This is a genomic window from Pseudomonas sp. MF06569 (assembly GCF_059862735.1).
Genome location: NZ_JCBCUZ010000016.1, coordinates 89,285 through 113,306, shown reverse-complemented (window position 1 = coordinate 113,306; position 24,022 = coordinate 89,285). Strand labels below are relative to the sequence as shown.

Annotated in this window: 22 protein-coding genes; 13 read left to right on the top strand and 9 right to left on the bottom strand. The window is 53.9% G+C overall.

Features of this window, described 5'->3' with window-relative positions:
* Window positions 1-175 precede the first annotated feature (175 nt).
* Window positions 176-1,168 carry a hypothetical protein gene (locus tag AC19YQ_RS15860; RefSeq protein WP_500595474.1) on the top strand — a complete coding sequence of 331 codons (993 nt, stop codon included), beginning with the start codon at window positions 176-178 and terminating at the stop codon, window positions 1,166-1,168.
* A 135-nt stretch (window positions 1,169-1,303) separates the two neighbouring features.
* Here the strand turns inward: AC19YQ_RS15860 and AC19YQ_RS15855 are convergent, their stop codons facing one another.
* Together AC19YQ_RS15855 and AC19YQ_RS15850 are read right to left on the bottom strand one after the other, a co-directional pair.
* Window positions 1,304-1,996, bottom strand: a complete 693-nt coding sequence (locus AC19YQ_RS15855) for a hypothetical protein (protein ID WP_500595473.1) — start codon at window positions 1,994-1,996, stop codon at window positions 1,304-1,306.
* Window positions 1,989-2,255 (bottom strand): hypothetical protein, encoded by a 267-nt coding sequence (locus tag AC19YQ_RS15850; protein ID WP_500595472.1) that lies wholly within the window; start codon window positions 2,253-2,255, stop codon window positions 1,989-1,991. Before AC19YQ_RS15850 ends, AC19YQ_RS15855 begins: the two co-directional genes overlap by 8 nt.
* Before the next feature lie 167 nt (window positions 2,256-2,422).
* On the opposite strand from AC19YQ_RS15850, the gene AC19YQ_RS15845 reads away from it, so the two are divergent.
* Together AC19YQ_RS15845 and AC19YQ_RS15840 are read left to right on the top strand one after the other, a co-directional pair.
* Window positions 2,423-2,818, top strand: a complete 396-nt coding sequence (locus AC19YQ_RS15845) for a hypothetical protein (protein WP_500595471.1) — start codon at window positions 2,423-2,425, stop codon at window positions 2,816-2,818.
* A 67-nt stretch (window positions 2,819-2,885) separates the two neighbouring features.
* Window positions 2,886-3,440 carry a DNA-3-methyladenine glycosylase I gene (locus tag AC19YQ_RS15840; protein ID WP_500595475.1) on the top strand — a complete coding sequence of 185 codons (555 nt, stop codon included), beginning with the start codon at window positions 2,886-2,888 and terminating at the stop codon, window positions 3,438-3,440.
* An 18-nt stretch (window positions 3,441-3,458) separates the two neighbouring features.
* On the opposite strand, the gene AC19YQ_RS15835 is transcribed toward AC19YQ_RS15840, so the two are convergent.
* Window positions 3,459-3,953 carry a DNA-3-methyladenine glycosylase I gene (locus AC19YQ_RS15835; protein WP_500595470.1) on the bottom strand — a complete coding sequence of 165 codons (495 nt, stop codon included), beginning with the start codon at window positions 3,951-3,953 and terminating at the stop codon, window positions 3,459-3,461.
* 81 nt (window positions 3,954-4,034) lie between these two features.
* On the opposite strand from AC19YQ_RS15835, the gene glyQ reads away from it, so the two are divergent.
* The 4 genes from glyQ to AC19YQ_RS15815 all read left to right on the top strand — a co-directional run bounded on the left by glyQ (window position 4,035) and on the right by AC19YQ_RS15815 (window position 8,434).
* Window positions 4,035-4,988: a glycine--tRNA ligase subunit alpha gene (glyQ, locus tag AC19YQ_RS15830; RefSeq protein ID WP_019828634.1), complete on the top strand. Its 954-nt coding sequence runs from the start codon at window positions 4,035-4,037 to the stop codon at window positions 4,986-4,988.
* Window positions 4,985-7,039, top strand: coding sequence for a glycine--tRNA ligase subunit beta (gene glyS, locus AC19YQ_RS15825; RefSeq protein WP_500595469.1), 2,055 nt, complete (start codon window positions 4,985-4,987; stop codon window positions 7,037-7,039). Before glyQ ends, glyS begins: the two co-directional genes overlap by 4 nt.
* Window positions 7,040-7,049: 10 nt before the next feature.
* Window positions 7,050-7,583 (top strand): D-glycero-beta-D-manno-heptose 1,7-bisphosphate 7-phosphatase, encoded by a 534-nt coding sequence (gene gmhB, locus AC19YQ_RS15820; protein WP_133074952.1) that lies wholly within the window; start codon window positions 7,050-7,052, stop codon window positions 7,581-7,583.
* A gap of 77 nt (window positions 7,584-7,660) precedes the next feature.
* Window positions 7,661-8,434, top strand: coding sequence for a lysophospholipid acyltransferase family protein (locus AC19YQ_RS15815; protein ID WP_019828637.1), 774 nt, complete (start codon window positions 7,661-7,663; stop codon window positions 8,432-8,434).
* 253 nt (window positions 8,435-8,687) lie between these two features.
* Here the strand turns inward: AC19YQ_RS15815 and AC19YQ_RS15810 are convergent, their stop codons facing one another.
* Both AC19YQ_RS15810 and AC19YQ_RS15805 read right to left on the bottom strand, forming a co-directional pair.
* Window positions 8,688-10,310, bottom strand: coding sequence for an MFS transporter (locus AC19YQ_RS15810; protein WP_133074950.1), 1,623 nt, complete (start codon window positions 10,308-10,310; stop codon window positions 8,688-8,690).
* 91 nt (window positions 10,311-10,401) lie between these two features.
* Window positions 10,402-12,063 carry a GMC family oxidoreductase gene (locus AC19YQ_RS15805; RefSeq protein ID WP_326398911.1) on the bottom strand — a complete coding sequence of 554 codons (1,662 nt, stop codon included), beginning with the start codon at window positions 12,061-12,063 and terminating at the stop codon, window positions 10,402-10,404.
* A gap of 130 nt (window positions 12,064-12,193) precedes the next feature.
* Here AC19YQ_RS15805 and AC19YQ_RS15800 point away from each other — a divergent pair, with 130 nt between their 5' ends.
* Entirely contained in the window at window positions 12,194-13,081 is an 888-nt protein-coding gene (locus AC19YQ_RS15800) for a LysR family transcriptional regulator (protein WP_219261978.1), read from the top strand.
* A gap of 63 nt (window positions 13,082-13,144) precedes the next feature.
* On the opposite strand, the gene gyrB is transcribed toward AC19YQ_RS15800, so the two are convergent.
* The 4 genes from gyrB to dnaA are packed head-to-tail and all read right to left on the bottom strand — an operon-like array spanning window position 13,145 to window position 19,342.
* Window positions 13,145-15,562: a DNA topoisomerase (ATP-hydrolyzing) subunit B gene (gene gyrB, locus AC19YQ_RS15795; protein ID WP_326398914.1), complete on the bottom strand. Its 2,418-nt coding sequence runs from the start codon at window positions 15,560-15,562 to the stop codon at window positions 13,145-13,147.
* A 5-nt stretch (window positions 15,563-15,567) separates the two neighbouring features.
* Window positions 15,568-16,671, bottom strand: a complete 1,104-nt coding sequence (recF, locus tag AC19YQ_RS15790; protein ID WP_019828642.1) for a DNA replication/repair protein RecF — start codon at window positions 16,669-16,671, stop codon at window positions 15,568-15,570.
* A gap of 20 nt (window positions 16,672-16,691) precedes the next feature.
* Window positions 16,692-17,795: a DNA polymerase III subunit beta gene (dnaN, locus tag AC19YQ_RS15785; RefSeq protein ID WP_133074945.1), complete on the bottom strand. Its 1,104-nt coding sequence runs from the start codon at window positions 17,793-17,795 to the stop codon at window positions 16,692-16,694.
* Between the two features lie 38 nt (window positions 17,796-17,833).
* Window positions 17,834-19,342 (bottom strand): chromosomal replication initiator protein DnaA, encoded by a 1,509-nt coding sequence (dnaA, locus tag AC19YQ_RS15780; RefSeq protein ID WP_133074944.1) that lies wholly within the window; start codon window positions 19,340-19,342, stop codon window positions 17,834-17,836.
* A 563-nt stretch (window positions 19,343-19,905) separates the two neighbouring features.
* On the opposite strand from dnaA, the gene rpmH reads away from it, so the two are divergent.
* From rpmH to mnmE, 5 genes are all read left to right on the top strand, one after another.
* Window positions 19,906-20,040 carry a 50S ribosomal protein L34 gene (gene rpmH / locus AC19YQ_RS15775; protein WP_003213577.1) on the top strand — a complete coding sequence of 45 codons (135 nt, stop codon included), beginning with the start codon at window positions 19,906-19,908 and terminating at the stop codon, window positions 20,038-20,040.
* A gap of 16 nt (window positions 20,041-20,056) precedes the next feature.
* Window positions 20,057-20,458 (top strand): ribonuclease P protein component, encoded by a 402-nt coding sequence (gene rnpA, locus AC19YQ_RS15770; protein WP_019828646.1) that lies wholly within the window; start codon window positions 20,057-20,059, stop codon window positions 20,456-20,458.
* On the top strand, window positions 20,451-20,684 hold the full coding sequence (gene yidD / locus AC19YQ_RS15765) for a membrane protein insertion efficiency factor YidD (protein ID WP_019828647.1): 234 nt from the start codon (window positions 20,451-20,453) through the stop codon (window positions 20,682-20,684). The genes rnpA and yidD overlap by 8 nt, the downstream gene beginning before the upstream one ends.
* A gap of 13 nt (window positions 20,685-20,697) precedes the next feature.
* Entirely contained in the window at window positions 20,698-22,383 is a 1,686-nt protein-coding gene (gene yidC / locus AC19YQ_RS15760; RefSeq protein ID WP_219261976.1) for a membrane protein insertase YidC, read from the top strand.
* 80 nt (window positions 22,384-22,463) lie between these two features.
* On the top strand, window positions 22,464-23,831 hold the full coding sequence (gene mnmE / locus AC19YQ_RS15755) for a tRNA uridine-5-carboxymethylaminomethyl(34) synthesis GTPase MnmE (protein WP_133074942.1): 1,368 nt from the start codon (window positions 22,464-22,466) through the stop codon (window positions 23,829-23,831).
* The last annotated feature ends 191 nt before the right edge of the window (window positions 23,832-24,022 follow it).

The following is a 24,022-nucleotide window of genomic DNA, read 5'->3' as shown; positions in this document are numbered from 1 at the left end:
AGGGTGAAGCCTTGAGCTTGACTGAGCTGAATGATCGCGCGCTCTTCAACGCTGAGTTCGGAATAGGACATAGGGGCAGCACCGTACCGGAAAGGTCAGGTGTTGCACTCAGTTTTCGCGGCCGCCCGATGTAAAAGATGTTTGTCATCTTAACAATTTGCCTTTTCCAACAATCATGTATTCTGGCAACGGCTACTATCTAAAATGGATTTTCAAAGAAAAACAGCCAGTATTTCAGTTATCAAAGAAAAATCATAAAGGCAAATACAGAACGCCTTTAAATGTGCAAAAGTGGAAAATCGCCCAGCGAGTGATAAATAGATTATTTGATGATTTTGGTTCTGATACCGCTGCGCTTGATGTTGCTCGTTTACTCCGCCTATGCGGAACGATAAACCTCAAAACAGGAAATAGGGCTGAACTTTTAGAAGTGCATGAAAATCACAGCTTTGACTATCTGCTTCAAGTTCTTGAACCCCACACCGAACAAGAAGACATTGATAAAGTCATTGGTATAAAGAAGGAGAAAAAAGAAAGGGTTTTGAAAGAGGTCCAACCTGTTATCAAAAAGGCAATGACTTTGCCGGTGGCTAATGAAGAAAAGCAAAAACCAAGCAAGAATTTCATAGCGAAAAACACAAGAAGCCTTGCAAAAGCACGCTATGAAGACCTTTTGAAATTGATCGAAATGCGCGGCGATGTAGAAGGTGAACGCATTAAATTCACGTTCTGGATTTGCAATTTTATGTGCGTGACTGGAAGAATGAACTATGTCGAATTTCAAGAACAAGCTGAAAAAATCGGCCAAAAAGTTTTCAAGGATAAAAACTGGCGCTTTACTAATTTAAGCACTCTTGAAAATAGAGTAAGGCAATACAATCTTGAAATGTCAGTAAATGCGATAAAACATAATGACTACATTCCGCTTTACACTCCAAAAAACTCTCATTTAATCAGCGTTTTCAACATCACAGAAGAAGAACAGCAACACCTAAAAACCATCATTTCAGATGATGAAAAAAGACGTAGAGATAGAGAGAAAAAAGAGGTTTTAAGACGTGAGAAGGGTATGAAAAAGCAAACAGGTGAATCAAAATTACAACCATGGAAAGCGTTAGGAGTTGGAAAAACAAAGTATTATGAAATGAAGAAAAACGGCCTTATTTAAGGCTTTTTTTGCGCGAACTTTTTGTCCTGTTTACCATATGTGTGTGAAAAAAAATGTGCCTATTTTTAAATCAAAATCAAAATCAGAATCAAAAGCAGGTAAGGATAATTTTTAATCTCTACCCGCATCATTCAGTCAATTTCTTTTCTTCAAATGCTCAATAATATCCATAGCTGTAATTTTCCCTTCTTTCAGCAGTTGGACAATTTTCTGATTTTGCTCCTTGGTTTTTCTTCTTTCTTCATCAGTCATCTGAGCATAGGACTCTGCAATTTCTTTCTCAAATTGCTCATTCTCTAATCTCTGCCTTTCAGCTTCCTCTTTTTCCATCTCCTGTTCAAAAGCTTCATCTTCAATCCGTTGCTGTTCAGCCTGGGTTTTCCATTCCTCATGCTCGATGGCGCGAGCTTTGAGAAATTTATCCTTGTGGATCTCGATAGCATCAATCTCGACAGGCCAAAGTATCCTGCCAGCCGATGGGCGAGAGCTTTGAACCTGTTCCAAAATTTCTGATTCAAGACTGATGAGATTAGTTATTAATCGTTCTATCTCACCCATATATTTTGGAATCCGTTCCTCTCTATACTCTATGGATTCCCTGCAACGTGAAATGTTGGTCTGAACTGGATAGCTGTCTACCGGATTTTTGCCATAGTATTTCCTGGCAAAATCGACTGGATTTTTTTCAAACTCGGCCACCCTTGCTCTATCCTGCGCCAGTCTAATCTCGCAATGAAAGAGCGAATCCCGCTCATTGATAATCTTTTTTTGAGCAGCAACAATTTTTGCAGCAAGTTTTTTAGGTATAGCTGGCCGCTGGCTATTCAAAGCGCACCTTCAATGCTTCAAGTGCTATAAGTTCATCATGACTTTCGGTAAAAGTCTCTCCGACCTTCAAATTTGCTAATTCACTGGCTTTAACTGGGACAGCTTTTTTTTCAATCAATCCATGCTTATTATCCATGGTTGAAATAAGAGCCAAACAAATGGCTGGCTCATAATCGGCCAAACTATCACCAGTTATATTGTCGAAATACCAATCAGTCAAAGCCGATAGGCTGTGAATTTCAATAATTTTTTCTTCCATGCTGATTTCCTTTTAGATTGGCGTATAGGCTTAATCTATAACGACTGCGATGTAAAAGCAAATCCGCGTTTTGCACTGTTTGGTGAATTGCTGAAATCAAAAATCCTTTGTGAGGTGCTTTCTTTTTTTCCAATAGTAATATATTCATATAACAAAAGAGTTTCTACATGGGTTACTGCAAGATATGTGATTTATTTTTTATAATTTTTTGTCTTTGTGTGTTTGTTCTATATGCTAATCCCAAAGCATTTTCAAGCCATAATTCCACTCGGCAAGAACAAGTTCAAGCTATAAGAAACGATGCTATTGCAAGAAAAGAGGCAAAACAAAAATGGGACGACACGATATGGGCATGTATAAATAAGAGTTTTAGAGAAGAGTCTGACAGTGTAATCATTCGACATGCTTATCATTTCGACATAGAAAATTCCGCATGCAAAGATAAGCAATGGAGATACGACAAAAGCGATAAAGATGATGTTAGGTATGAATTTACAAGTGTTACTGATATTTCAGATTATTCAGTTAGTGGACTGCCAGATTATAGTTTGAATCTTAATTAATCTTTTTTGAACCCGTTCATCCAAATCCGTATAATGTCCTTTTTCAGAGGGCATTTTTATGAACGAGATAAAACGATGCTCATGGTGTTCAAATGACCCGCTTTATCAAAAATACCATGATGAAGAATGGGGCGTTCCCTCCTATGACGCCCGCCATCTTTTTGAAAAACTTCTGTTAGAAGGTTTTCAAGCTGGGCTTTCTTGGATATTAGTCTTGAAACGCCGAGAAAACTTTCGCCAAGCACTTTATAATTTTGATGCTGAAAAACTGTCTTTAATGCCAGATTCGAAAATTGATGAACTTATGCAAGATGCTTCATTAATTCGTAATAGAGCAAAATTTAATGCAGTTCGAGAGAATGCGAAAGCATGGCTTGCGCTGGATAATCCAGTTGAATATTTTTGGTCATTCGTTGACGGTAAACCAGTCATAAATAACTACGAAAAACATTCTGATATTCCTACGCAAAACGAACTTTCTCTGAAAATGAGCAAGGAACTGAAAAAGAAAGGCTTTAAATTCGTTGGCCCAACGATATGCTATTCGTATCTTCAAGCCGTAGGCATGCTTAATGACCACACCACCGATTGCCACCGTCACCCTGACCATGCCAAGCGTTGATCTCAACATACGAATTGACTACGCCAGTATAAAGGCGTAGCAAATGGTCGGGCCGACGAACGTGAATCCGGCTTTTTTCAGGCCTTTGCTCATGGCTTCGGCCTCAGGTGTCACGGCCGGGAATTCATGGCGTTCGGTGAAGTGGTTGATCTTCGGCTTGCCGCCCACGAACGACCATAAAAACTCGACGGGGTTGTCCAGCGCCAGCCAGGCCAGGGCATTGCGCCGTGCTCCAGCCACCTTGAGCCGGTTGCGGATGATCCCGGGATCTTGCAGCAACGCTTCTATTTCGGCGTCGCTCATGATCGCCAAACGTTGCACATCGAAGCAGAACATCACCTTGCGATAATGCTCGCGCTTCTTTAAAACCGTGATCCAGGACAAACCCGCCTGGAACCCTTCGAGCAATAACAACTCGAACAGCCCATGCGCATCGCGCAACGGCACTCCCCACTCTTGATCGTGATAAGCGGTGTACAGCGGATCGTCTGAACACCAGAAGCAACGTGCCATATAGGCTCCAGGGGGTGGAGGGGCGACCGAATCGGGTATACTCCCGCTCTTTAAATCGCAGCCCAAGAAACAGGTGAATTTGTGAGCCAGCCTACGCCAGCAGTGCGTACCTTCCAAGACTTGATCCTCGCCCTCCAGCAATACTGGGCCGAGCAAGGTTGTGTGGTGCTTCAGCCCTACGATATGGAAGTGGGCGCCGGCACATTCCATACCGCCACGTTTTTGCGCTCTCTGGGCCCGGAAACCTGGAACGCCGCTTATGTGCAGCCCAGTCGTCGCCCGACTGACGGCCGCTACGGCGAAAACCCTAACCGTTTGCAGCACTACTACCAGTTCCAGGTAGTCTTGAAGCCAAACCCGCCAAACTTCCAGGAGCTGTACCTGGGTTCGCTGAAACACATCGGCCTGGACCCTCTGGTACACGACATCCGTTTCGTCGAAGACAACTGGGAATCGCCAACACTGGGCGCCTGGGGTCTGGGCTGGGAAATCTGGCTTAACGGTATGGAAGTCACCCAGTTCACCTACTTCCAGCAAGTCGGCGGCATTGAGTGCTACCCGGTAACTGGCGAAATCACCTACGGCCTTGAGCGCCTGGCGATGTACCTGCAAGGCGTAGATTCCGTCTACGACCTGGTATGGACTGACGGCCCGTTCGGCAAAGTGACCTACGGCGATGTGTTCCATCAGAACGAAGTCGAGCAATCGACCTACAACTTCGAACACGCCAACGTCGACAAGCTGTTCGAGCTGTTCGATTTCTATGAAAGCGAAGCCAAGCGCCTGATCGAACTGGACCAGCCGCTGCCGTTGCCTAGCTACGAAATGGTGCTCAAGGCGTCGCACACCTTCAACCTGCTTGATGCCCGTCGCGCCATTTCCGTGACCGCGCGTCAGCAGTACATCCTGCGTGTGCGTACCCTGGCCCGTGCGGTGGCTCAGGCCTATCTCGAAGCTCGCGCCAAGCTGGGCTTCCCGATGGCTCCACCTGATTTGCGTGATGAAGTGTTGGCTAAGTTGGAGGCTGCACAATGAGTGCTCAAGATTTTCTGGTTGAACTGGGCACTGAAGAACTGCCGCCAAAAGCCCTCAATACCCTGGCTGATGCGTTTCTCGCCGGGATTGAAAAAGGTTTGCAAGGCGCAGGTCTGAACTTCAGCGCGAAAAAGGTTTACGCCGCGCCGCGTCGCCTGGCCGTGCTGCTGACCCAGCTCGATACCCAGCAACCGGACCGCAGCATCAATATCGATGGCCCGCCACGTCAGGCAGCCTTCGACGCTGAAGGCAACCCGACCCAGGCAGCCCTTGGCTTCGCCAAGAAGTGCGGCGTTGAACTGAGCGAAATCGATCAGAGCGGCCCAAAGCTGCGTTTCAGCCAGGTGATCGTCGGCAAGCCGACCGCCACCCTGCTGCCGACCATCGTTGAAGATTCGCTCAACGACCTGCCTATACCCAAGCGCATGCGCTGGGGTGCCCGCAAGGTCGAGTTCGTGCGTCCAACCCAATGGCTGGTGATGCTGCTGGGCAATGAAGTGATCGACTGTACGATCCTGGCGCAAAAATCGGGTCGCGATTCCCGTGGTCACCGTTTCCATCATCCGGAAAACGTGACCATCACAGCACCGGCCAACTACCTCGAAGACCTGCGCAAAGCCTACGTGCTGGCAGACTTCAATGAGCGTCGTGAGCTGATTTCCAAGCGTGTAGCCGAGCTGGCGACAATGCAGGAAGGTACTGCAATCGTGCCGCCAAGCCTGCTCGACGAAGTCACCGCGCTGGTTGAATGGCCGGTGCCACTGGTGTGCTCGTTTGAAGAGCGCTTCCTGGATGTGCCGCAAGAAGCCCTGATCACCACCATGCAGGACAACCAGAAGTATTTCTGCCTGCTGGACGTTGATGGCAAGTTGCTGCCGCGCTTTATTACCGTGGCCAACATTGAGAGTAAAGATCCGAAGCAGATCATTTCGGGTAACGAGAAAGTGGTTCGCCCACGTCTGACCGATGCCGAGTTCTTCTTCAAGCAAGACAAAAAGCAGACACTCGAAAGCTTCAACCTGCGCCTGCAAAACGTAGTGTTCCAGGCTCAACTGGGCAGCGTTTACGACAAGGCCGAACGCGTGTCCAAACTGGCGGCATTCATTGCCCCGCGCATTGGCGGCGATGCTTCGCGTGCAGCCCGTGCCGGTTTGCTGTCCAAGTGCGACCTGGCCACGGAAATGGTCGGCGAGTTCCCGGAAATGCAAGGCATTGCCGGTTACTACTACGCGCTGAACGACGGCGAGCCTGAAGACGTCGCCCTGGCGTTGAACGAGCAATACATGCCCCGTGGCGCTGGCGCCGAGTTGCCAAGCACCCTGACCGGCGCTGCAGTGGCCATCGCTGACAAGCTGGACACCCTCGTAGGGATTTTCGGCATCGGCATGTTGCCAACCGGCAGCAAAGACCCGTACGCACTGCGTCGTGCCGCGCTGGGTATCCTGCGCATTCTGATCGACAAGAAACTCGACCTCGACCTGACTGAAGCGGTGAACTTCGCTGTCAGCGCGTTCGGTGCCAAGATCAAGTCGGCCGGTCTGGCTGACCAGGTCCTGGAATTCATCTTCGACCGCCTGCGTGCGCGCTATGAAGATGAAGGCGTGGACGTTGCCACTTACCTGTCGGTACGTGCCCTCAATCCAAAATCGGCGCTGGACTTCGATCAACGTGTGCAAGCCGTGCAGGCGTTCCGTCAATTGCCGGAAGCCGCTGCACTGGCCGCCGTGAACAAGCGCGTATCGAATCTGCTGAGCAAGGTTGAAGGCACGGTTTCAACTCACGTTGAAGCCCGCTACTTCGACAATGCCAGTGAATTCTCGCTGTTCTCGGCCATCCAGAAGGCTGACGAAGCGGTACAGCCAATGGCTGCTGCCCGTCAGTACAACGAAGCGCTGACCCGTCTGGCCTCCCTGCGCGAGCCGGTGGATGCGTTCTTCGAAGCGGTGATGATCAACGCTGAAGATGCGAGTGTGCGAGCTAACCGCTATGCATTGCTGGCACGTCTGCGTGGCCTGTTCCTGGGCGTTGCCGATATTTCACTGCTGGGCTGAGGGGTTACCGTTGAAACTGCTGATTCTCGATCGGGACGGAGTGATCAATGTCGACTCCGACGCTTACATCAAGTCAGTCGAGGAGTGGATTCCACTGCCCGGCGCGATCGAGGCCATTGCGCAGTTGAGCAAAGCCGGCTGGACCGTCGCCATCGCGACCAACCAGTCCGGCATTGCCCGCGGCTATTACGATGTCGCCACACTCGACGCCATGCACGCCCGTTTACGGGCGTTGGTGGCGCAGCAGGGTGGCGAGGTCGGGCTGATCGTTTATTGCCCCCATGGTCCTGATGAGGGCTGCGCTTGCCGCAAGCCCAAACCAGGCATGCTCCAGACGATTGCCGCGCATTACGGCGCCGATTTGACCCAATGTTGGTTTGTCGGTGACAGTTTGGGTGACTTGCAGGCTGCGCAAGCCGTCGATTCTCAGCCCGTTTTGGTAAAAACCGGAAAAGGCCTACAAACTTTGGCCAAAGTTCTACCGGTTAATACCCTAATATTTGACGATCTGGCGGCAGTTGCCGCAGAACTTATCCACAAATAGAGCAGGTTTGAACACGCCCCATCACACGGTGGATCGGGTTGTTCAGTCGTGCTCTATCCGCAACGGTAAAAGTCGCTATGTCGATCCTGCAGGCCATCAGAACCTTCTTCTTTTACCTGCTGCTGGGCACCAGCTCTCTGCTGTGGTGCTCGCTGAGCTTTTTTGTCGCCCCCTTTTTGCCGTTCCGTGCGCGTTATCGGTTTATCAACGTGTACTGGTGCCGCTGTGCGCTGTGGCTGACGCGAGTGTTTCTGAACATTCACGTCAACGTGACGGGTGCTGAAAACATCCCGCAACGACCTTGCGTGATTCTGGCCAACCACCAAAGTACCTGGGAGACGTTCTTCCTCTCGGCTTACTTTCAGCCGTTGAGCCAGGTTCTCAAGCGTGAGCTGCTGTATGTACCGTTCTTTGGCTGGGCGATGGCGATGCTGCGTCCGATTGCCATCGACCGTGACAACCCGAAGGCGGCGCTCAAGCACATCGCCAAAAAAGGTGATGAGCTGCTCAAGGACAATATTTGGGTGCTGATCTTCCCGGAAGGGACCCGCGTGCCGTTTGGCCAGGTGGGCAAGTTTTCCCGTGGCGGTACGGCCCTGGCGGTCAACGCCGAGTTGCCGGTACTGCCAATTGCCCACAATGCTGGCAAGTACTGGCCAAAGACCGGCTGGGCTAAAAAGCCCGGTACGATCGAGCTGGTCATTGGTGAGCCGATGTACGCCAACGGCACTGGACCACGGGCGATTGCCGAGCTGAACGACCGTGTTCAAGCCTGGAATGAACAGGCTCAGCGTGACATGGGTTCACTGCCTCCAGTGGCTGCACCCATCGCCGCCGCTGTGGGTCAGTAAAATTGTGGATAAGGTGTGCACAAGATTTTGATATTTTTAAAAAAGCATCTGTAAGTCGATGATTTAAATAGTTATTTCTATTTCAGACTTTTTACCGAAAACCGTGCATAAGTTTTTCTTGGAACATAAAAAAACCGGCTTATTCCAGCCGGTTTTTTTGTGTCTGACAGTCTGCCTGACGGCCGTGTTGAAATCGCGGACAAGCCCCGCTCCCACCGAACAATTCTGTGGGAGCGGGCTTGCTCGAGATGGGCTAGACCTTGTCGATGTTCACGTTCCTGGTTTCCTTGAGGAAGATCATGCCCACCACCAGGCTGACCCCGGTAATCACCACCGGATACCACAGGCCATAGAAGATATCCCCGGTGAAGACCACCAGCGCAAACGATACCGTTGGCAGGAACCCACCAAACCAGCCATTGCCAATGTGGTAGGGCAGGGACATGGAGGTGTAACGGATGCGGGTCGGGAACAGCTCGACCATCACCGCCGCCAGCGGGCCATAGGTCATGGTGGCGATGAGGGTCAGCAATACCATGATCAGCACGACCATCGGCTGATTGACCGAGCTTGGGTCAGCCTTGGCCGGGTAGCCCGCTTCAGTGACTGCAGCACGCATGGCGGCTTCGTCGAAACCGCTGATTTTCTTCTCGCCCACGGACACCTGAACCTCGGTGCCTGCTGCAACTGACTGCGAGGTGTACGGCAAGCCCTGTTTCACCAGAAAGGTTTTGACCTTGTCGCACGGGCTGTCAAAGCGAGCCTTGCCCACCGGGTCAAACTGGAAGGTGCAGGTGGCCGGATCAGCCATCACCACAATCGGTGACTGACGGCTGGCAGTATCAATCTGCGGGTTGGCGTAATGGCTCAATGCTTTGAACAGCGGGAAGTACAACACGGTGGCCAGCAACAGGCCGAGCATCAGGATCGGCTTGCGCCCCACCTTGTCCGATAGCCAGCCAAAGAAGATAAAGAACGGCGCACCGATGATCACGCTGATAATCAGCAACATGTTGGCCTGGGCCGGGTCAATCCTGAGCATCTGCGTGAGGAAGAACAGCACATAGAACTGCGCGGTATAGAAGGTCACCGCCTGGCCCGCGTTGATGCCGAACAGCGCAATCAGAACAATTTTAAGGTTTTCCCATTTACCGAACGACTCGCGGATCGGCGATTTACTGGTTTTACCTTCGGCTTTCATTTTCACGAAAGCCGGCGATTCGTGCATGCTCATGCGAATCCAGGTCGAGATGCCAAGCAGCACGATGGACAGCAGGAACGGCAGGCGCCAGCCCCACACTTCAAACTGATCACCGGTCAGGTAACGGCAGCTCAATACAACCACCAGCGACAGCAACAAGCCCAGGGTCGCGGTGGATTGAATCCAGCTGGTGTTAAAGCCGCGTTTGCCGGGAGCTGCGTGCTCTGCCACATAGGTGGCCGCACCGCCATACTCACCCCCCAGCGCCAGCCCTTGAAGCATGCGCAACACCACGAGCATGATCGGGGCCGCAATGCCGATACTGGCGTAAGTCGGCAACAGACCGACAGCAAAGGTCGAAAGGCCCATCAGAATGATGGTCATGAGGAAGGTGTATTTGCGCCCGATCATGTCACCCAATCGGCCAAAAACCAGTGCTCCAAAGGGTCTGACCAAAAAGCCTGCGGCAAAAGCCATCAAGGCAAAAATGAACGCCGTGGTGTCGTTTACACCCGCAAAGAACTGCTTGCTGAGTACGGTTGCCAAAGCGCCATACAAGAAAAAGTCATACCACTCGAAAACCGTCCCGAGGGATGACGCAAAAATGATCTTTCGTTCTTCACGACCGGTTGTTCCCTTGGCGGGAGCTGCTTGTTCTGCAATTGCGTCTGACATGTTCAATGTCCTCAGCCCTGTTGGGCCACAGTGATTATTGTTTTTGTCCACTGCCGGTTCCGGATGACTGCGCCCGAAACCACGATCCCGCTCAGGCGACCGGTGTTGCTACCGCGCGATTGACCTCAGTTGCGTGCTCCAGTGAGTCAAGTGACGCCTGCAGGATCAACTGCGCGGCTTTTTCGCCAATCATCAAGGTCGGTGAACAGGTATTACCCGACACGATGCTAGGCATGATTGAAGCATCTGCCACCCTCAACCCCGGTACGCCATGAACGCACAACTGGTCATCGACCACTGCCTCGGCGTCCTGGCCCATGCGGCAGGTGCCCACAGGGTGAAAAATGGTCGTCCCGATGCGGGCGGCAGCTTCATACAACTCTTGCTCGGTTTGCAGGTCCTTGCCAGGCAAGTACTCCTCTGGCGTAAACGCCTGCAAGGCCGCACTGGACACGATGCGCCGGGTCAGGCGAATCGCATCCGCTGCGACTTTCAAATCGTCAGGATGGCTCAGGTAATTGGGATCGATCAGCGGCGCGTCATCCGGATTGGCAGAGCGGATATCGACCCGACCACGGCTTTTTGGGCGCAAGTTACACACCGACGCCGTGAACGCGGGAAAGGTGTGCAGCGGCTCGCCAAAACGCTCAAGGGACAACGGCTGGACGTGGTACTGCAAGTTGGCCGAGGGTTGATCGGGATCGGACTTTACGAATGCACCCAACTGACTGGGTGCCATGGCCAATGGGCCGCTACGGTCGTAGGCATAACGCAGGCCCATGCCGATCTTGCCCCACAGGCTGTTGGCCACCTGATTAAGGGTGCGCGCCTTGGTTAGTTTGAAGATCAGGCGCAGTTGCAGATGGTCCTGCAGGTTTCCACCCACACCGGGCAATTCGTGTTGAACAGTTATCCCCAGGCTTTCCAGCAGGGGGCGGGGGCCAATACCCGAGCGCTGCAAGATCCCGGGAGAGCCAATCGAACCCGCACACAAGATGATCTCGCGACCGGCCGAGAAAACATGCTCAGCGCCTTGCCAGCGGGCACTGACCTGCGTCGCACGGCCATTTTCAAGCAGCACTTTATCGACCTGAACATCGGTCAACACGGTCAGGTTCGAACGCTTGAGCACTGGCCGCAAGAAAGCCTTGGAAGCATTCCAGCGCACACCGGATCGCTGGTTGACCTGAAAGTATCCACAGCCCTGGTTGTCACCACCGTTGAAGTCGCTGACGCTGGCAACTCCGCTTTCGGCGGCCGCGTTGCGAAAGGCATCCAGAATCGGCCAGGTATAGCGCTGCTGTTCAACCCGCCATTCGCCATCAGCGCCATGCAGGTCGGAGTTGCCGGCAAAGTGTTTTTCGCTGCGCTTGAATAGCGGCAGGACGTCTTTCCAGGACCAGCCCGCATTGCCTTGCTCGGCCCAACGGTCGTAATCGCCCGCCTGACCGCGCATGTAGATCATGCCGTTGATCGACGAGCTGCCGCCCAACACCTTGCCCCGCGGATAACTCAGGCTGCGACCTTGCAAGCCGACCTGCGCTTCGGTTTTGAAGCACCAGTCGGTGCGCGGGTTACCGATGCAATACAGGTAACCGACGGGAATATGGATCCATGGGTAGTTATCTTGCCCACCCGCTTCGAGCAGCAACACGTTGTGACGTGGATCGGCAGACAGCCGATTCGCCAGCACTGAACCCGCAGGCCCGGCGCCCACAATGATGTAGTCGTACACCTTACTGGCTGATGGCATTGATCACCTCGCCTTTATTGTTCTTGTCCTACACCATCCTATTGATTAATTTCGAGTTTGAAACGCGTGATTTCACCCATGGCTTGTGCGTTTTTGCACAGCTGATTATCAATCGTGCTGGGGGGCTGACATGTTCGACTGGAATGACCTGCGATACTTTCTGGAACTGCAACGCAGTGGTCGCTTGCTTGCCGCCGCCAAACGCCTGAATACAACCCACAGCACTGTCGCCCGGCATATCGAGAGCATCGAGCAGCACCTCGGCGCTGCGCTGTTCGTGCAACATGCACAAGGTTACGAACTGACGCCCGCAGGCCAGGCATTGCTCAAACACGCTGAAGCCATGGAAAACGTCGCATTGCTGGCGCAAGAGGAAATCACCCAGGCCATCGCTCCCATGGGCAAGATCCGGCTTGGGGTCACTGAAGGGATTGGGATCATGTTCATCACGTCGCGACTACGCGGGTTGTTTGAACGCTACCCTGGGCTGGAAGTGGAGCTGGTGGCGGTGCCGCGCTTTGTCAGCATCCTCAACCGCGAGGCTGAAATCAGCATCCACCTGGAACGCCCCAACGCTGACCTGTTGATCACTCGCAAACTCACCGACTACCGCCTGGCGCTCTACGCCAGCCGCGTTTACCTCGACAAGGCACCGCCCTTGAACAACCGCGATGACCTGGCCAATCACTACTGGATTGGCTACGTCGACGACTTGCTGTTCAGTCAGGAACTGCTGTTTCTCAACAACTTCTGCCGTACCCCGACCGTGACCTTTCGCAGCACCAGCGTCATTGCCCAGCAGCAAGCGGCGAGAGCAGGGCTCGGCATCGCCGTACTGCCCAACTACATGGCCAGCCATGACCCGGAACTGGTGCGCGTACTGCCCGAAGAGTCGGTCCAGCGCAGCTACTGGATCAGCACCCGCCGTGAACTGCACAAGTCCGTAAGGCTGAGGGTTGTGTGGGATTTTTTGCTGGAGCTGTGCCAGGAAGAGCAGGGGGTTTTGCTGGCGCCGTAGGTGATTTTTTACCAAAAAAAAGGCCAACGCTAAGCGTTGGCCTTTTTTAACTGCACTACACCATCAGAAGTCCAGGTTGGACACTGCCAGTGCGTTGTTCTCGATGAACTCACGGCGCGGTTCTACGGCGTCGCCCATCAAGGTGTTGAAGATCTGATCGGCGCCGATCGCGTCTTCAATGGTGACTTTCAGCATGCGGCGCACGCTTGGGTCCATCGTGGTTTCCCAGAGCTGATCCGGGTTCATTTCGCCCAGACCTTTGTAGCGCTGGATGGTATGGCGCTTGGTGCTTTCTGCCATCAACCATTCCAGTGCTTCCTTGAACTCGGTCACTTGCTTGCGACGTTCGCCACGCTGGATGTATGCACCGTCGTCCAGCAGAGTGCTCAGCTGAGCGCCCAGGGTCACAACGGTTTTGTAGTCGTTGCTGCCGAAGAAGTCGCGGTTGAAGGTGATGAAGGTCGAGTGGCCGTGGGAGATCAGTTCGACCTCTGGCAACCAGACATTACGCTCACGGTCTTCACGCAGGCTGGCTTTGTAAACCAGGCCCGACTTCTCAACCAGACGCAGACGCTCTTCGAACTTGGCCATCCAGTCTTGCATGGCCGCGTGGTCGCCCAGCTGCTCCAGAGTAACGGCTGGCAGATAGATGAAGTGCTCGGTCAACTCCTGCGGGTACAGGCGCGACAAACGCTTGAGGGTCTTCATCACCATGCGGAAGTCGTACACCAGACGCTCCAGCGCCTCACCCGAGATGCCCGGGGCTTCTTCGTTCAAGTGCAGGCTGGCGTCTTCAAGGGCCGACTGGGTCATGTACTCTTCCATGGCCTCGTCGTCTTTGATGTATTGCTCTTGCTTGCCTTTTTTCACTTTGTACAACGGCGGCTGAGCAATGTAGATGTAGCCACGCTCAATCAGCTCCGGCAACTGACGGAAGAAGAAGGTCAGCAGCAGGGTACGGATGTGCGAACCGTCGACGTCAGCATCGGTCATGATAATAATGTTGTGATAGCGCAGTTTTTCGATGTTGTATTCATCGCGGCCAATGCCACAGCCCAGGGCGGTGATCAAGGTGCCTACTTCTTGCGAAGAGATCATCTTGTCAAAGCGGGCTTTCTCGACGTTGAGGATTTTACCCTTCAACGGCAGGATGGCCTGGGTACGACGGTTGCGACCCTGCTTGGCGGAACCGCCAGCAGAGTCACCTTCCACGAGATACAGTTCGGACAGCGCCGGGTCTTTTTCCTGGCAGTCGGCCAGTTTGCCCGGCAAGCCTGCGATGTCCAGAGCGCCTTTACGACGAGTCATCTCACGGGCTTTACGCGCGGCCTCACGGGCACGGGCGGCGTCGATCATCTTGCCGACAATCAGCTTGGCTTCGTTCGGGTTTTCCAGCAGGAAGTCGGAGAAGAACTTGCCCATTTCCTGTTCAACAGCGGTCTTCACTTCGGAAGAAACCAGCTTGTCTTTGGTCTGGGAGCTGAACTTCGGATCCGGTACTTTCACCGAAATGATTGCAGTCAGGCCTTCACGGGCGTCATCACCGGTAGTGGCGACTTTGTGCTTTTTGGCCAGGCCTTCAGCTTCGATGTAGGTGTTGAGGTTACGCGTCAGGGCAGAGCGGAAGCCCACCAGGTGCGTACCGCCATCGCGCTGAGGAATGTTGTTGGTGAAGCACAACAGGTTCTCGTTGAAGCTGTCGTTCCACTGCAAGGCGATTTCTACGCCGATACCGTCTTCACGTTGAACATTGAAGTGAAACACCTGGTTGACCGGGGTCTTGTTGGTGTTCAGGTAGTCAACGAATGCACGCAAGCCGCCTTCGTACTTGAACAGCTCTTCCTTGCCGCTGCGCTCGTCCTTGAGGACGATACCTACACCGGAGTTCAGGAAGGACAGCTCACGAATACGCTTGGCCAGGACATCCCAGCTGAAGTGGATATTCTTGAAAGTCTGGTCAGACGGTTTGAAGTGGATCTGAGTGCCGGTGGTTTCGCTCTCGCCAACGATCGCCATAGGCGCCTGAGGAACACCGTGGACGTAGGTCTGTTCCCAGATCTTGCCGCTGCGACGTACAGTCAGGACCAGCAGTTCGGACAGGGCGTTTACCACCGAAACACCTACGCCGTGCAATCCGCCGGATACCTTGTAGGAGTTGTCATCGAACTTACCGCCAGCGTGCAGTACGGTCATGATGACCTCGGCTGCAGAAACGCCTTCTTCTTTATGCACGTCCACCGGAATCCCGCGGCCGTTGTCGCGCACGGTGATGGACTCGTCCGGGTGGATCGTAATGGTGATGTCGTCGCAATGGCCAGCCAGCGCTTCGTCGATGGAGTTGTCGACTACTTCGAACACCATGTGGTGCAGACCGCTGCCATCGTCAGTATCACCAATGTACATACCGGGACGTTTGCGTACGGCATCAAGGCCTTTCAGCACTTTAATGCTCGTTGAGTCGTACGTGTTTTCTTCGCTCAATGCCTTCACTCCCGATGGTCGTGGGTCTGGGTGATACAGCCCTGTTCCACGTGGAACAGGGCAACTGGCGTTTCCGTCTGCCAGCCTTCCCTCAATAATTCGTGGTCTACACAGGTAATGAATACCTGGCAGCGTAAGTCTTCCAACAAGCGACACAATGCGTTGCGATGCTGCTCATCCAGTTCGGAAGGCAAGTCATCTACTAGATAAATACATTGGCCACGCCGGGCTTGGCTGACCAAATGCCCTTGAGCAATGCGCAGCGCGCAGACCACCAACTTCTGCTGACCCCGCGACAAAATATCTGCTGCGTTGTTTGCACCCAACTTGAGACGCAAATCAGCACGTTGTGGCCCTGCCTGGGTATGCCCCATTTGCTGGTCCCGGTGGACAGACGCGGCGAGTACAGCACTCAGCTCACGGTCTTTGTCCCAACCACGGTAATAGCTCAGCGTTAACCCTTCGAGATCAAGTAGCTCACTCAAGGTCTGCTCAAAGACTGGTTTCAAGGCTTTGATGTAGGCGCGGCGGTATTCATCAATTTCAGCACTGGCCAGGCAAAGTTCCCGGTCCCAGGCCGCTTGTGAAACGGCGTCGAGTGTACCATGCCGCAGCCATGAGTTCCGCTGCCGCAGGGCCTTCTGTAGCCGCTGCCAGGTCGACATGAAGCGGGGCTCAACATGGAACACCCCCCAATCGAGAAACTGCCTGCGGATCTTTGGGGCACCTTCCAGCAAGCGGAAGCTGTCAGGGTTAATCAATTGCAACGGCAGGATCTCGGCCAGCTGCGCAGCACTGCGCGCATTTTGGCCGTCGATACGGATCTGGAACTCCCCTTGCCGGTCCCGCGAGATACCGAGCGCGCTGTGCCCGCCTTCAGCCAGTTCAACCTGACCAAAAACCGTACAGCTCTGCTGCTCGTGCTGGATCACGGGATTGAGCCGCACACTGCGAAACGAACGCGCCAGCCCCAGCAAGTGGATAGCTTCCAGCACGCTGGTTTTTCCGCTGCCGTTGGCGCCGTACAGGATATTGATGCGGGGAGAGGGGGAGAAGGTCACCGGGTGCAGGTTACGCACCGCGGTGACTGTGACACGACTGAGGGACATCTAGCTTGGGCTGTGCATGGTTACAGGCGCATCGGCATAACAACGTAGGCCGAGTCGTCGTTGTCCGACTCTTGCACCAGAGCGCTGCTGTTGGAGTCCGACAGGATCAGACGCACTTGTTCAGTGGTCATGACCCCCAGCACGTCCAGCAGGTAGCTCACGTTGAAGCCGATCTCCAGTGAGCCGCCGTTGTACTCAACGCCCACTTCTTCTTCCGCTTCTTCCTGCTCCGGGTTGTTCGCCTGGATTTTCAGCTGGCCATTGGCCAATTGCAGACGGATGCCACGGTATTTCTCGTTGGACAGGATCGCGGTACGGCTGAATGCTTCGCGCAATGCCTGACGGTCACCGATAACGACCTTGTCACCACCTTTAGGCAGCACACGCTCGTAGTCCGGGAACTTGCCATCAACCAGCTTGGACGTGAAGGTGAACTCGCCGGTGGTGGCACGGATGTGGTGTGCGCCCAGAACGATGCTCACTTCGCCGTCCGGCTCAGTCAGCAAGCGCGCCAACTCAAGAATACCCTTGCGCGGAACGATCACTTGATGACGGTCTGGCTGACCGATATCGGCTTTCATCGAGCACATGGCCAGACGGTGACCGTCGGTTGCCACAGCACGGATGATGCCTGCCGATACTTCCAGCAGCATGCCATTGAGGTAGTAACGAACGTCCTGCTGCGCCATGGCAAAGCTGGTGCGCTCGATCAGACGACGCAATTTGCTCTGCTGCAAGCTGCACGTCAGCGAACCCGGGCCTTCTTCAACCGTCGGGAAGTCGTTGGCAGGCAGGGTGGACAAGGTAAAGCGGCTACGGCCTGCCTTGACTACCAGCTTGTTGTCATCGAGTTTGATGTCGATCAGTGCGTCGTTGGGCAGGCTTTTGCAGATATCCATCAGCTTGCGCGCAGGCACGGTGATTTCGCCTGGCTCGGCCGGCTCTTCAAGTTGCACTCGACCAACCAGTTCGACTTCAAGGTCGGTACCGGTCAGCGACAGTTGCTGGCCTTCGACAACCAACAGCACGTTGGACAATACCGGCAAGGTCTGGCGGCGTTCAACGACGCCTGCGACCAGTTGCAGGGGTTTCAACAGGGCTTCGCGTTGAATGGTGAAATGCATGGTCTAGTCCCTTGCCTTAATAAGCTGCGCTGGTGTCATCAGGTTGTCAGTGTACGCAGCAGGTTCTTGTAGTCCTCGCGGATGTCCGCGTCGGATTCCTTGAGTTCGTTGATCTTGCGGCATGCGTGCAAGACCGTGGTGTGATCGCGACCGCCAAACACATCGCCAATCTCCGGCAGGCTGTGGTTGGTCAGCTCTTTGGACAACGCCATCGCCACCTGGCGTGGTCGCGCCACCGAGCGCGAACGGCGCTTGGACAGCAAGTCCGAAATTTTGATCTTGTAGTACTCAGCCACTGTGCGCTGGATGTTATCCACAGAGACGAGTTTGTCTTGCAGCGCCAGCAGGTCTTTAAGGGATTCGCGGATCAGCTCGATGGTGATGTCGCGGCCCATAAAGTGCGAGTGAGCGATAACACGCTTGAGCGCGCCTTCGAGTTCACGCACGTTGGAGCGAATGCGCTGGGCAATAAAGAAGGCGGCATCGTGAGGCAGATCGACCTTGGCCTGATCGGCCTTCTTCATCAGGATCGCAACACGGGTCTCAAGCTCTGGCGGCTCGACGGCAACCGTCAAACCCCAGCCAAAGCGTGATTTGAGACGCTCTTCAAGGCCTTCGATTTCTTTCGGGTAACGGTCACTGGTCAGAATCACTTGCTGACCACCTTCAAGCAGGGCGTTGAAGGTATGGAAGAACTCTTCCTGGGACCGTTCCTTGCGCGCAAAGAATTGAATGTCATCGATAAGCAAGGCGTCTACCGAACGGTAGAAGCGCTTGAACTCGTTGATGGCGTTGAGCTGCAAGGCTTTAACCATGTCGGCTACAAAACGCTCGGAATGCAGGTACACGACCTTGGCATTCGGGTTCTTCTTTAGCAGGTGGTTGCCCACCGCGTGCATCAAGTGAGTTTTACCCAGACCAACGCCGCCATAAAGGAAGAGCGGGTTGTAACCGTGCTTGGGGTTATCTGCCACCTGCCACGCCGCAGCGCGAGCCAGTTGGTTGGACTTGCCCTCAACGAAGTTTTCGAAGGTAAAGGTGCGGTTCAGGTAGCTGGTGTGCTTGAGCGCACCTTCGACCTGGACGGTGCGCTGTTCGGCGCGCACTGGCGCTTGCTGCGAGCTGGCACCGGCCATTGGGTCGAAGCTGGCCCGCGAAGGTTCTTCGCTGGCATGCCCGGACTGTTTTGGCGCGGGTGCAGGAGCGGGTGCCGCTGCGGTGTTAACAGGTGCGCTGGGCGCCGGGGCCTGAGAGGCCGCTGCAGCCAATGGCGCATTGGGGGCAGCACGAGGCGCCGAGCTGCGTTTGCTGCCTATTAACAAGGACAACGCAGGCGCCATGCCATTGCTGTGCTCGTTCAACAGTTCAAGCAAACGGCTCAGGTATTTTTCGTTGACCCAGTCGAGAACGAATCGGTTGGGTGCATACACACGCAACTCGTCGCCTTCGGCTTCGACCTGTAGTGGACGGATCCAGGTGTTGAATTGCTGGGCAGGCAGCTCATCGCGCAAAAGCTCCACGCACTGCTGCCAAAGTTCCACTGACACGGATATCCCCTAAGTTGAAAGCCGGTGAGGCAAAAACAGGCGCCATTGTAGCGACCGTGGCCCCACTTATCCACATGTAGGTGACGTGCATATAAGGAGAGATCCGGCTTTTTACTGTGAACAAAGCGACAAATGGTATGTGCATAAGCTCTGTGGATAAGCGGGCCTAAGCTCGTTGCACAAGTGGGGTCGAAAGTCTGTGCATAAGTCGCCTGTGGATAAAAGCCCCTTTCATGCACAGCTTATCCGAGGGTGCAGCACAGGTGGAGCACGGCTTCTCGACAGTGTTGTCATCTTCTGTACGCCTTGTTTTATATGGCCTCAAGCTAGTTATCCACAGAAGATCGCTTCCCTAAGTTTAATAAGCTTTATAAAAGAGCTTTAAATACTTCGTTTTTTTATTTCTATAGTTGGCAGGTGCAAGACAGGTGCGAAAGGGCAAACATCTATTTAGCGGTAAACGCTGGTTGGAAATTGACCTATTGGCTTGCTTTCTCTAGAATCGCCGGTCTCTTAAAACGGGGGCCATTCCGGCCCGTTGTGGACGAACCAGGTAGCACGACATGAAACGTACTTTCCAACCAAGCACTATCAAACGCGCCCGCACTCACGGTTTCCGTGCACGCATGGCTACTAAAAACGGCCGTGCAGTCCTGTCGCGTCGCCGCGCCAAAGGCCGTGCACGTCTGGCAGTTTGATAATCAGACAATGGTGGTGAGTCAGGACTTCAGTCGGGAAAAGCGGTTACTCACTCCCCGACACTTCAAGGCAGTCTTTGACTCCCCCACCGGCAAGGTTCCGGGGAAAAATCTCCTGCTCCTTGCGCGTAGCAACGATCTTGATCACCCCCGCCTGGGGTTAGTGATCGGGAAAAAGAGCGTAAAGCTCTCCGTTGAGCGCAATCGCCTTAAGCGTTTGATGCGTGAATCGTTTCGTCTCCACCAGGATTTACTGGTTGGTTGGGATATCGTTATCGTCGCGCGCAAAGGTTTGGGTGACGTAGAGAACCCCGAATTGATTCAGCATTTCGGCAAACTCTGGAAGCGTCTGGCCCGTAACACGCCAGTTCCAGCAGTTAAAACCGAAACTGTAGGGGTAGGCAGTCCTGATGCGTAAACTGGCGCTCGTTCCGATCCAGTTTTATCGCTATGCCATTAGTCCTTTGATGGCCAGCCACTGCCGTTTCTACCCCAGTTGTTCCTGCTACGCGTTGGAAGCCATCGAAAATCATGGCCTTCTGCGCGGCGGCTGGCTGACCTTTCGTCGTTTAGGTCGCTGTCACCCGTGGAATCCCGGTGGTTACGACCCGGTTCCGCCTATCCCTACCTCCCGTTCTTCTTGATGGCCGAGTAATCATGGATATTAAACGCACGATCCTGATCGTCGCTCTAGCAGTCGTGTCCTACGTTATGGTTCTGAAATGGAACCAGGATTACGGCCAAGCTGCCCTGCCGACTCAGAATGTTGCCGCCAGCAGCACAACCGCGCCGGCTTTGCCCGATACGGTTTCAGGTAACAACGCTTCAAACAGTGCCGATGTACCCAGCGCCAATACAGATACCAGCACACCGACTGAAACTCCGGTGGCTGCAAGCAAAGACCTCATCCACGTAAAAACGGATGTTCTGGACATCGCGATCGATCCACAGGGTGGTGATATTGCCCAGCTGCGTCTGCCGCTTTATCCACGTCGCCAGGATCACCCGGATGTTCCTTTCCAGTTGTTCGATAACGGCAACGAACGCACCTATCTGGCACAAAGTGGCCTGACAGGCGTTGATGGCCCGGACGCCCGTCCGTCAGGTCGTCCTGTTTTCAGCGCTGAGAAAAAGAATTTCGAACTGGCCCCAGGCCAGGATCAACTGGTTGTTGATCTGAAATTCAGCGAAAACGGCATCAACTACATCAAGCGTTTCACGCTCAAGCGTGGTTTGTACGATGTACAAGTCAGCTATTTGATTGATAACGAGAGCGGCAAGCCGTGGAACGGCAACCTGTTCGCGCAATTGAAGCGTGACGCCAGCTCCGATCCTTCTTCCAGCACCGCCACCGGCACTGCGACTTACCTGGGCGCTGCCCTGTGGACAAGTTCGGAGCCGTACAAAAAAGTGTCGATGAAAGATATCGACAAGGCTCAGCTGAAAGAAACTGTTCAAGGCGGCTGGGTTGCCTGGTTGCAACACTACTTTGTGACGGCGTGGATTCCACAGAAAGGCGATAACAACGTCGTTCAGACCCGCAAAGACAACCAGGGCAACTACATCATCGGTTTTACTGGCCCAACCTTGACCGTTGAGCCGGGCAAAACAGCTGAAACCAGCGCTACGTTGTACGCCGGTCCAAAAAGCCAGGGTGTACTCAAAGAGTTATCCCCAGGTCTGGAACTGACTGTCGACTACGGCATTCTGTGGTTCATTGCCCAGCCTATTTTCTGGCTGCTGCAACATATCCACAGCCTGGTCGGTAACTGGGGCTGGTCGATTATCTTCCTGACCATGCTGATCAAAGGGATCTTCTTCCCTCTGTCGGCCGCCAGCTACAAGTCGATGGCCCGCATGCGCGCCGTGGCACCAAAACTGGCTGCTCTGAAAGAGCAGTTCGGTGATGATCGCCAGAAAATGTCGCAAGCAATGATGGAGCTGTACAAGAAAGAGAAGATCAATCCACTGGGCGGCTGCTTGCCGATTCTGGTGCAGATGCCGGTCTTCCTGTCCTTGTACTGGGTACTTCTGGAAAGTGTTGAAATGCGCCAGGCGCCGTTCATGCTCTGGATTACCGACCTGTCGATCAAAGACCCGTTCTTCATTCTGCCGATCATCATGGGCGCAACCATGTTCATCCAGCAGCGTCTGAACCCGACTCCGCCGGACCCGATGCAGGCCAAGGTAATGAAGCTGATGCCAATCATCTTCACCTTCTTCTTCCTGTGGTTCCCTGCTGGTCTGGTGCTGTACTGGGTTGTGAACAATTGCCTGTCCATCGCTCAACAGTGGTACATCACCCGTAAAGTTGAAGCTGCTACCAAAAAAGCAGCCGAGTAACCTACTCTGGTGAGCACCACTCAAAACGCCCCCTAGTGGGGCGTTTTGCTATCCGTCACTTTTGTTTTGAGGCCTGTTTTATGAGTGTTCCGGCTGAGACCATTGCCGCAGTAGCGACCGCCCAAGGCCGAGGTGGTGTGGGAATCGTGCGTATTTCCGGCCCGCTTGCCAGTGTTGCGGCGCAAGCGTTCAGCGAACGTGAGCTGAAACCGCGCTACGCCCATTACGGCCCTTTTTACGGCGAAAACCGTGAAGTGCTGGATGAGGGCATTGCGCTGTATTTCCCCGGCCCCAACTCCTTTACCGGCGAAGACGTACTGGAACTTCAAGGCCACGGTGGCCCGATTGTTCTCGATATGCTGCTCCAGCGCTGCATCCAGCTAGGTTGCCGCCTGGCTCGTCCGGGGGAGTTCAGCGAGCGGGCATTTTTGAATGACAAACTCGACCTGGCGCAAGCCGAGGCAATTGCCGACCTGATCGAGGCAAGTTCTGCACAGGCTGCACGTAACGCATTGCGTTCCTTGCAAGGCGCTTTCTCACAGCGTGTGCATAACTTGACTGAGCAATTGATCAGCTTGCGTATCTATGTCGAAGCGGCGATTGATTTCCCGGAAGAAGAAATCGACTTTTTGGCCGATGGCCATGTGCTTGGCATGCTGGATAAGGTTCGCGAAGAGTTATCCACCGTTCAACGCGAGGCCGGGCAAGGTGCTTTGCTGCGCGATGGCATGACCGTGGTAATCGCGGGCCGTCCAAACGCCGGCAAGTCGAGTTTGCTCAATGCCCTGGCCGGACGCGAAGCGGCCATCGTGACCGAAATTGCCGGTACCACCCGGGACGTATTGCGTGAACATATCCACATCGATGGCATGCCGTTGCATGTGGTCGACACCGCGGGTCTGCGTGATACAGATGACCATGTGGAAAAAATCGGTGTGCAACGGGCACTCAAGGCCATTGGCGAAGCCGATCGGGTGCTCTTGGTAGTCGATGCCACGGCTCCGGAAGCGGATGACCCGTTTGCGCTATGGCCAGAGTTTCTTGAGCAGCGTCCAGATCCTTCGAAAGTGACCTTGATCCGTAACAAGGCAGATCTGAGCGGCGAGAATATTGCCCTGCAGGTATGTGACGATGGCCACGTGACGATTAGCCTTAGCGCCAGATCAACGGATGGGCTGGACCTGCTGCGTGAACACCTCAAGGCTTGCATGGGATACGAGCAAACGTCTGAAAGCAGCTTCAGCGCACGCCGTCGGCACCTGGAGGCGTTGCAGCACGCCAGCCGGGCACTTGAGCACGGCAGGGCGCAACTGACCCTGGCGGGCGCAGGGGAGTTGCTGGCTGAGGACTTGCGTCAGGCGCAGCATTCCCTTGGTGAGATTACCGGCGCATTCAGCTCTGATGATCTGCTGGGACGGATCTTCTCCAGCTTCTGCATCGGCAAGTAACAGCACACGTCTGTAGTCGCTGCCGAGGAACGAAGGCTGCGATAGCCTGCAAACCGCTCGCAGTCTTCGTTCCTCGGCAGCGACTACAACGTGTCACACTGCTACAGTTACTCACATTCACACGAGGTGTTAGTCCAATGCGTCATTGATGCCGCCGCGATGTTTGCGGCCAGTTCTTGATTCCCCTGCAA

Bases quoted from the DNA above. Each gene is read 5' to 3' on its own strand.
- AC19YQ_RS15860 (WP_500595474.1), top strand. From the start codon at position 176: ATGTATTCTGGCAACGGCTACTATCTAAAATGGATTTTCAAAGAAAAA.
- AC19YQ_RS15850 (WP_500595472.1), bottom strand. From the start codon at position 2,255: ATGGAAGAAAAAATTATTGAAATTCACAGCCTATCGGCTTTGACTGAT.
- AC19YQ_RS15845 (WP_500595471.1), top strand. From the start codon at position 2,423: ATGGGTTACTGCAAGATATGTGATTTATTTTTTATAATTTTTTGTCTT.
- AC19YQ_RS15835 (WP_500595470.1), bottom strand. From the start codon at position 3,953: ATGGCACGTTGCTTCTGGTGTTCAGACGATCCGCTGTACACCGCTTAT.
- glyS (WP_500595469.1), top strand. From the start codon at position 4,985: ATGAGTGCTCAAGATTTTCTGGTTGAACTGGGCACTGAAGAACTGCCG.
- AC19YQ_RS15815 (WP_019828637.1), top strand. From the start codon at position 7,661: ATGTCGATCCTGCAGGCCATCAGAACCTTCTTCTTTTACCTGCTGCTG.
- AC19YQ_RS15810 (WP_133074950.1), bottom strand. From the start codon at position 10,310: ATGTCAGACGCAATTGCAGAACAAGCAGCTCCCGCCAAGGGAACAACC.
- AC19YQ_RS15805 (WP_326398911.1), bottom strand. From the start codon at position 12,063: ATGCCATCAGCCAGTAAGGTGTACGACTACATCATTGTGGGCGCCGGG.
- AC19YQ_RS15800 (WP_219261978.1), top strand. From the start codon at position 12,194: ATGTTCGACTGGAATGACCTGCGATACTTTCTGGAACTGCAACGCAGT.
- recF (WP_019828642.1), bottom strand. From the start codon at position 16,671: ATGTCCCTCAGTCGTGTCACAGTCACCGCGGTGCGTAACCTGCACCCG.
- dnaN (WP_133074945.1), bottom strand. From the start codon at position 17,795: ATGCATTTCACCATTCAACGCGAAGCCCTGTTGAAACCCCTGCAACTG.
- rpmH (WP_003213577.1), top strand. From the start codon at position 19,906: ATGAAACGTACTTTCCAACCAAGCACTATCAAACGCGCCCGCACTCAC.
- yidD (WP_019828647.1), top strand. From the start codon at position 20,451: ATGCGTAAACTGGCGCTCGTTCCGATCCAGTTTTATCGCTATGCCATT.
- yidC (WP_219261976.1), top strand. From the start codon at position 20,698: ATGGATATTAAACGCACGATCCTGATCGTCGCTCTAGCAGTCGTGTCC.
- mnmE (WP_133074942.1), top strand. From the start codon at position 22,464: ATGAGTGTTCCGGCTGAGACCATTGCCGCAGTAGCGACCGCCCAAGGC.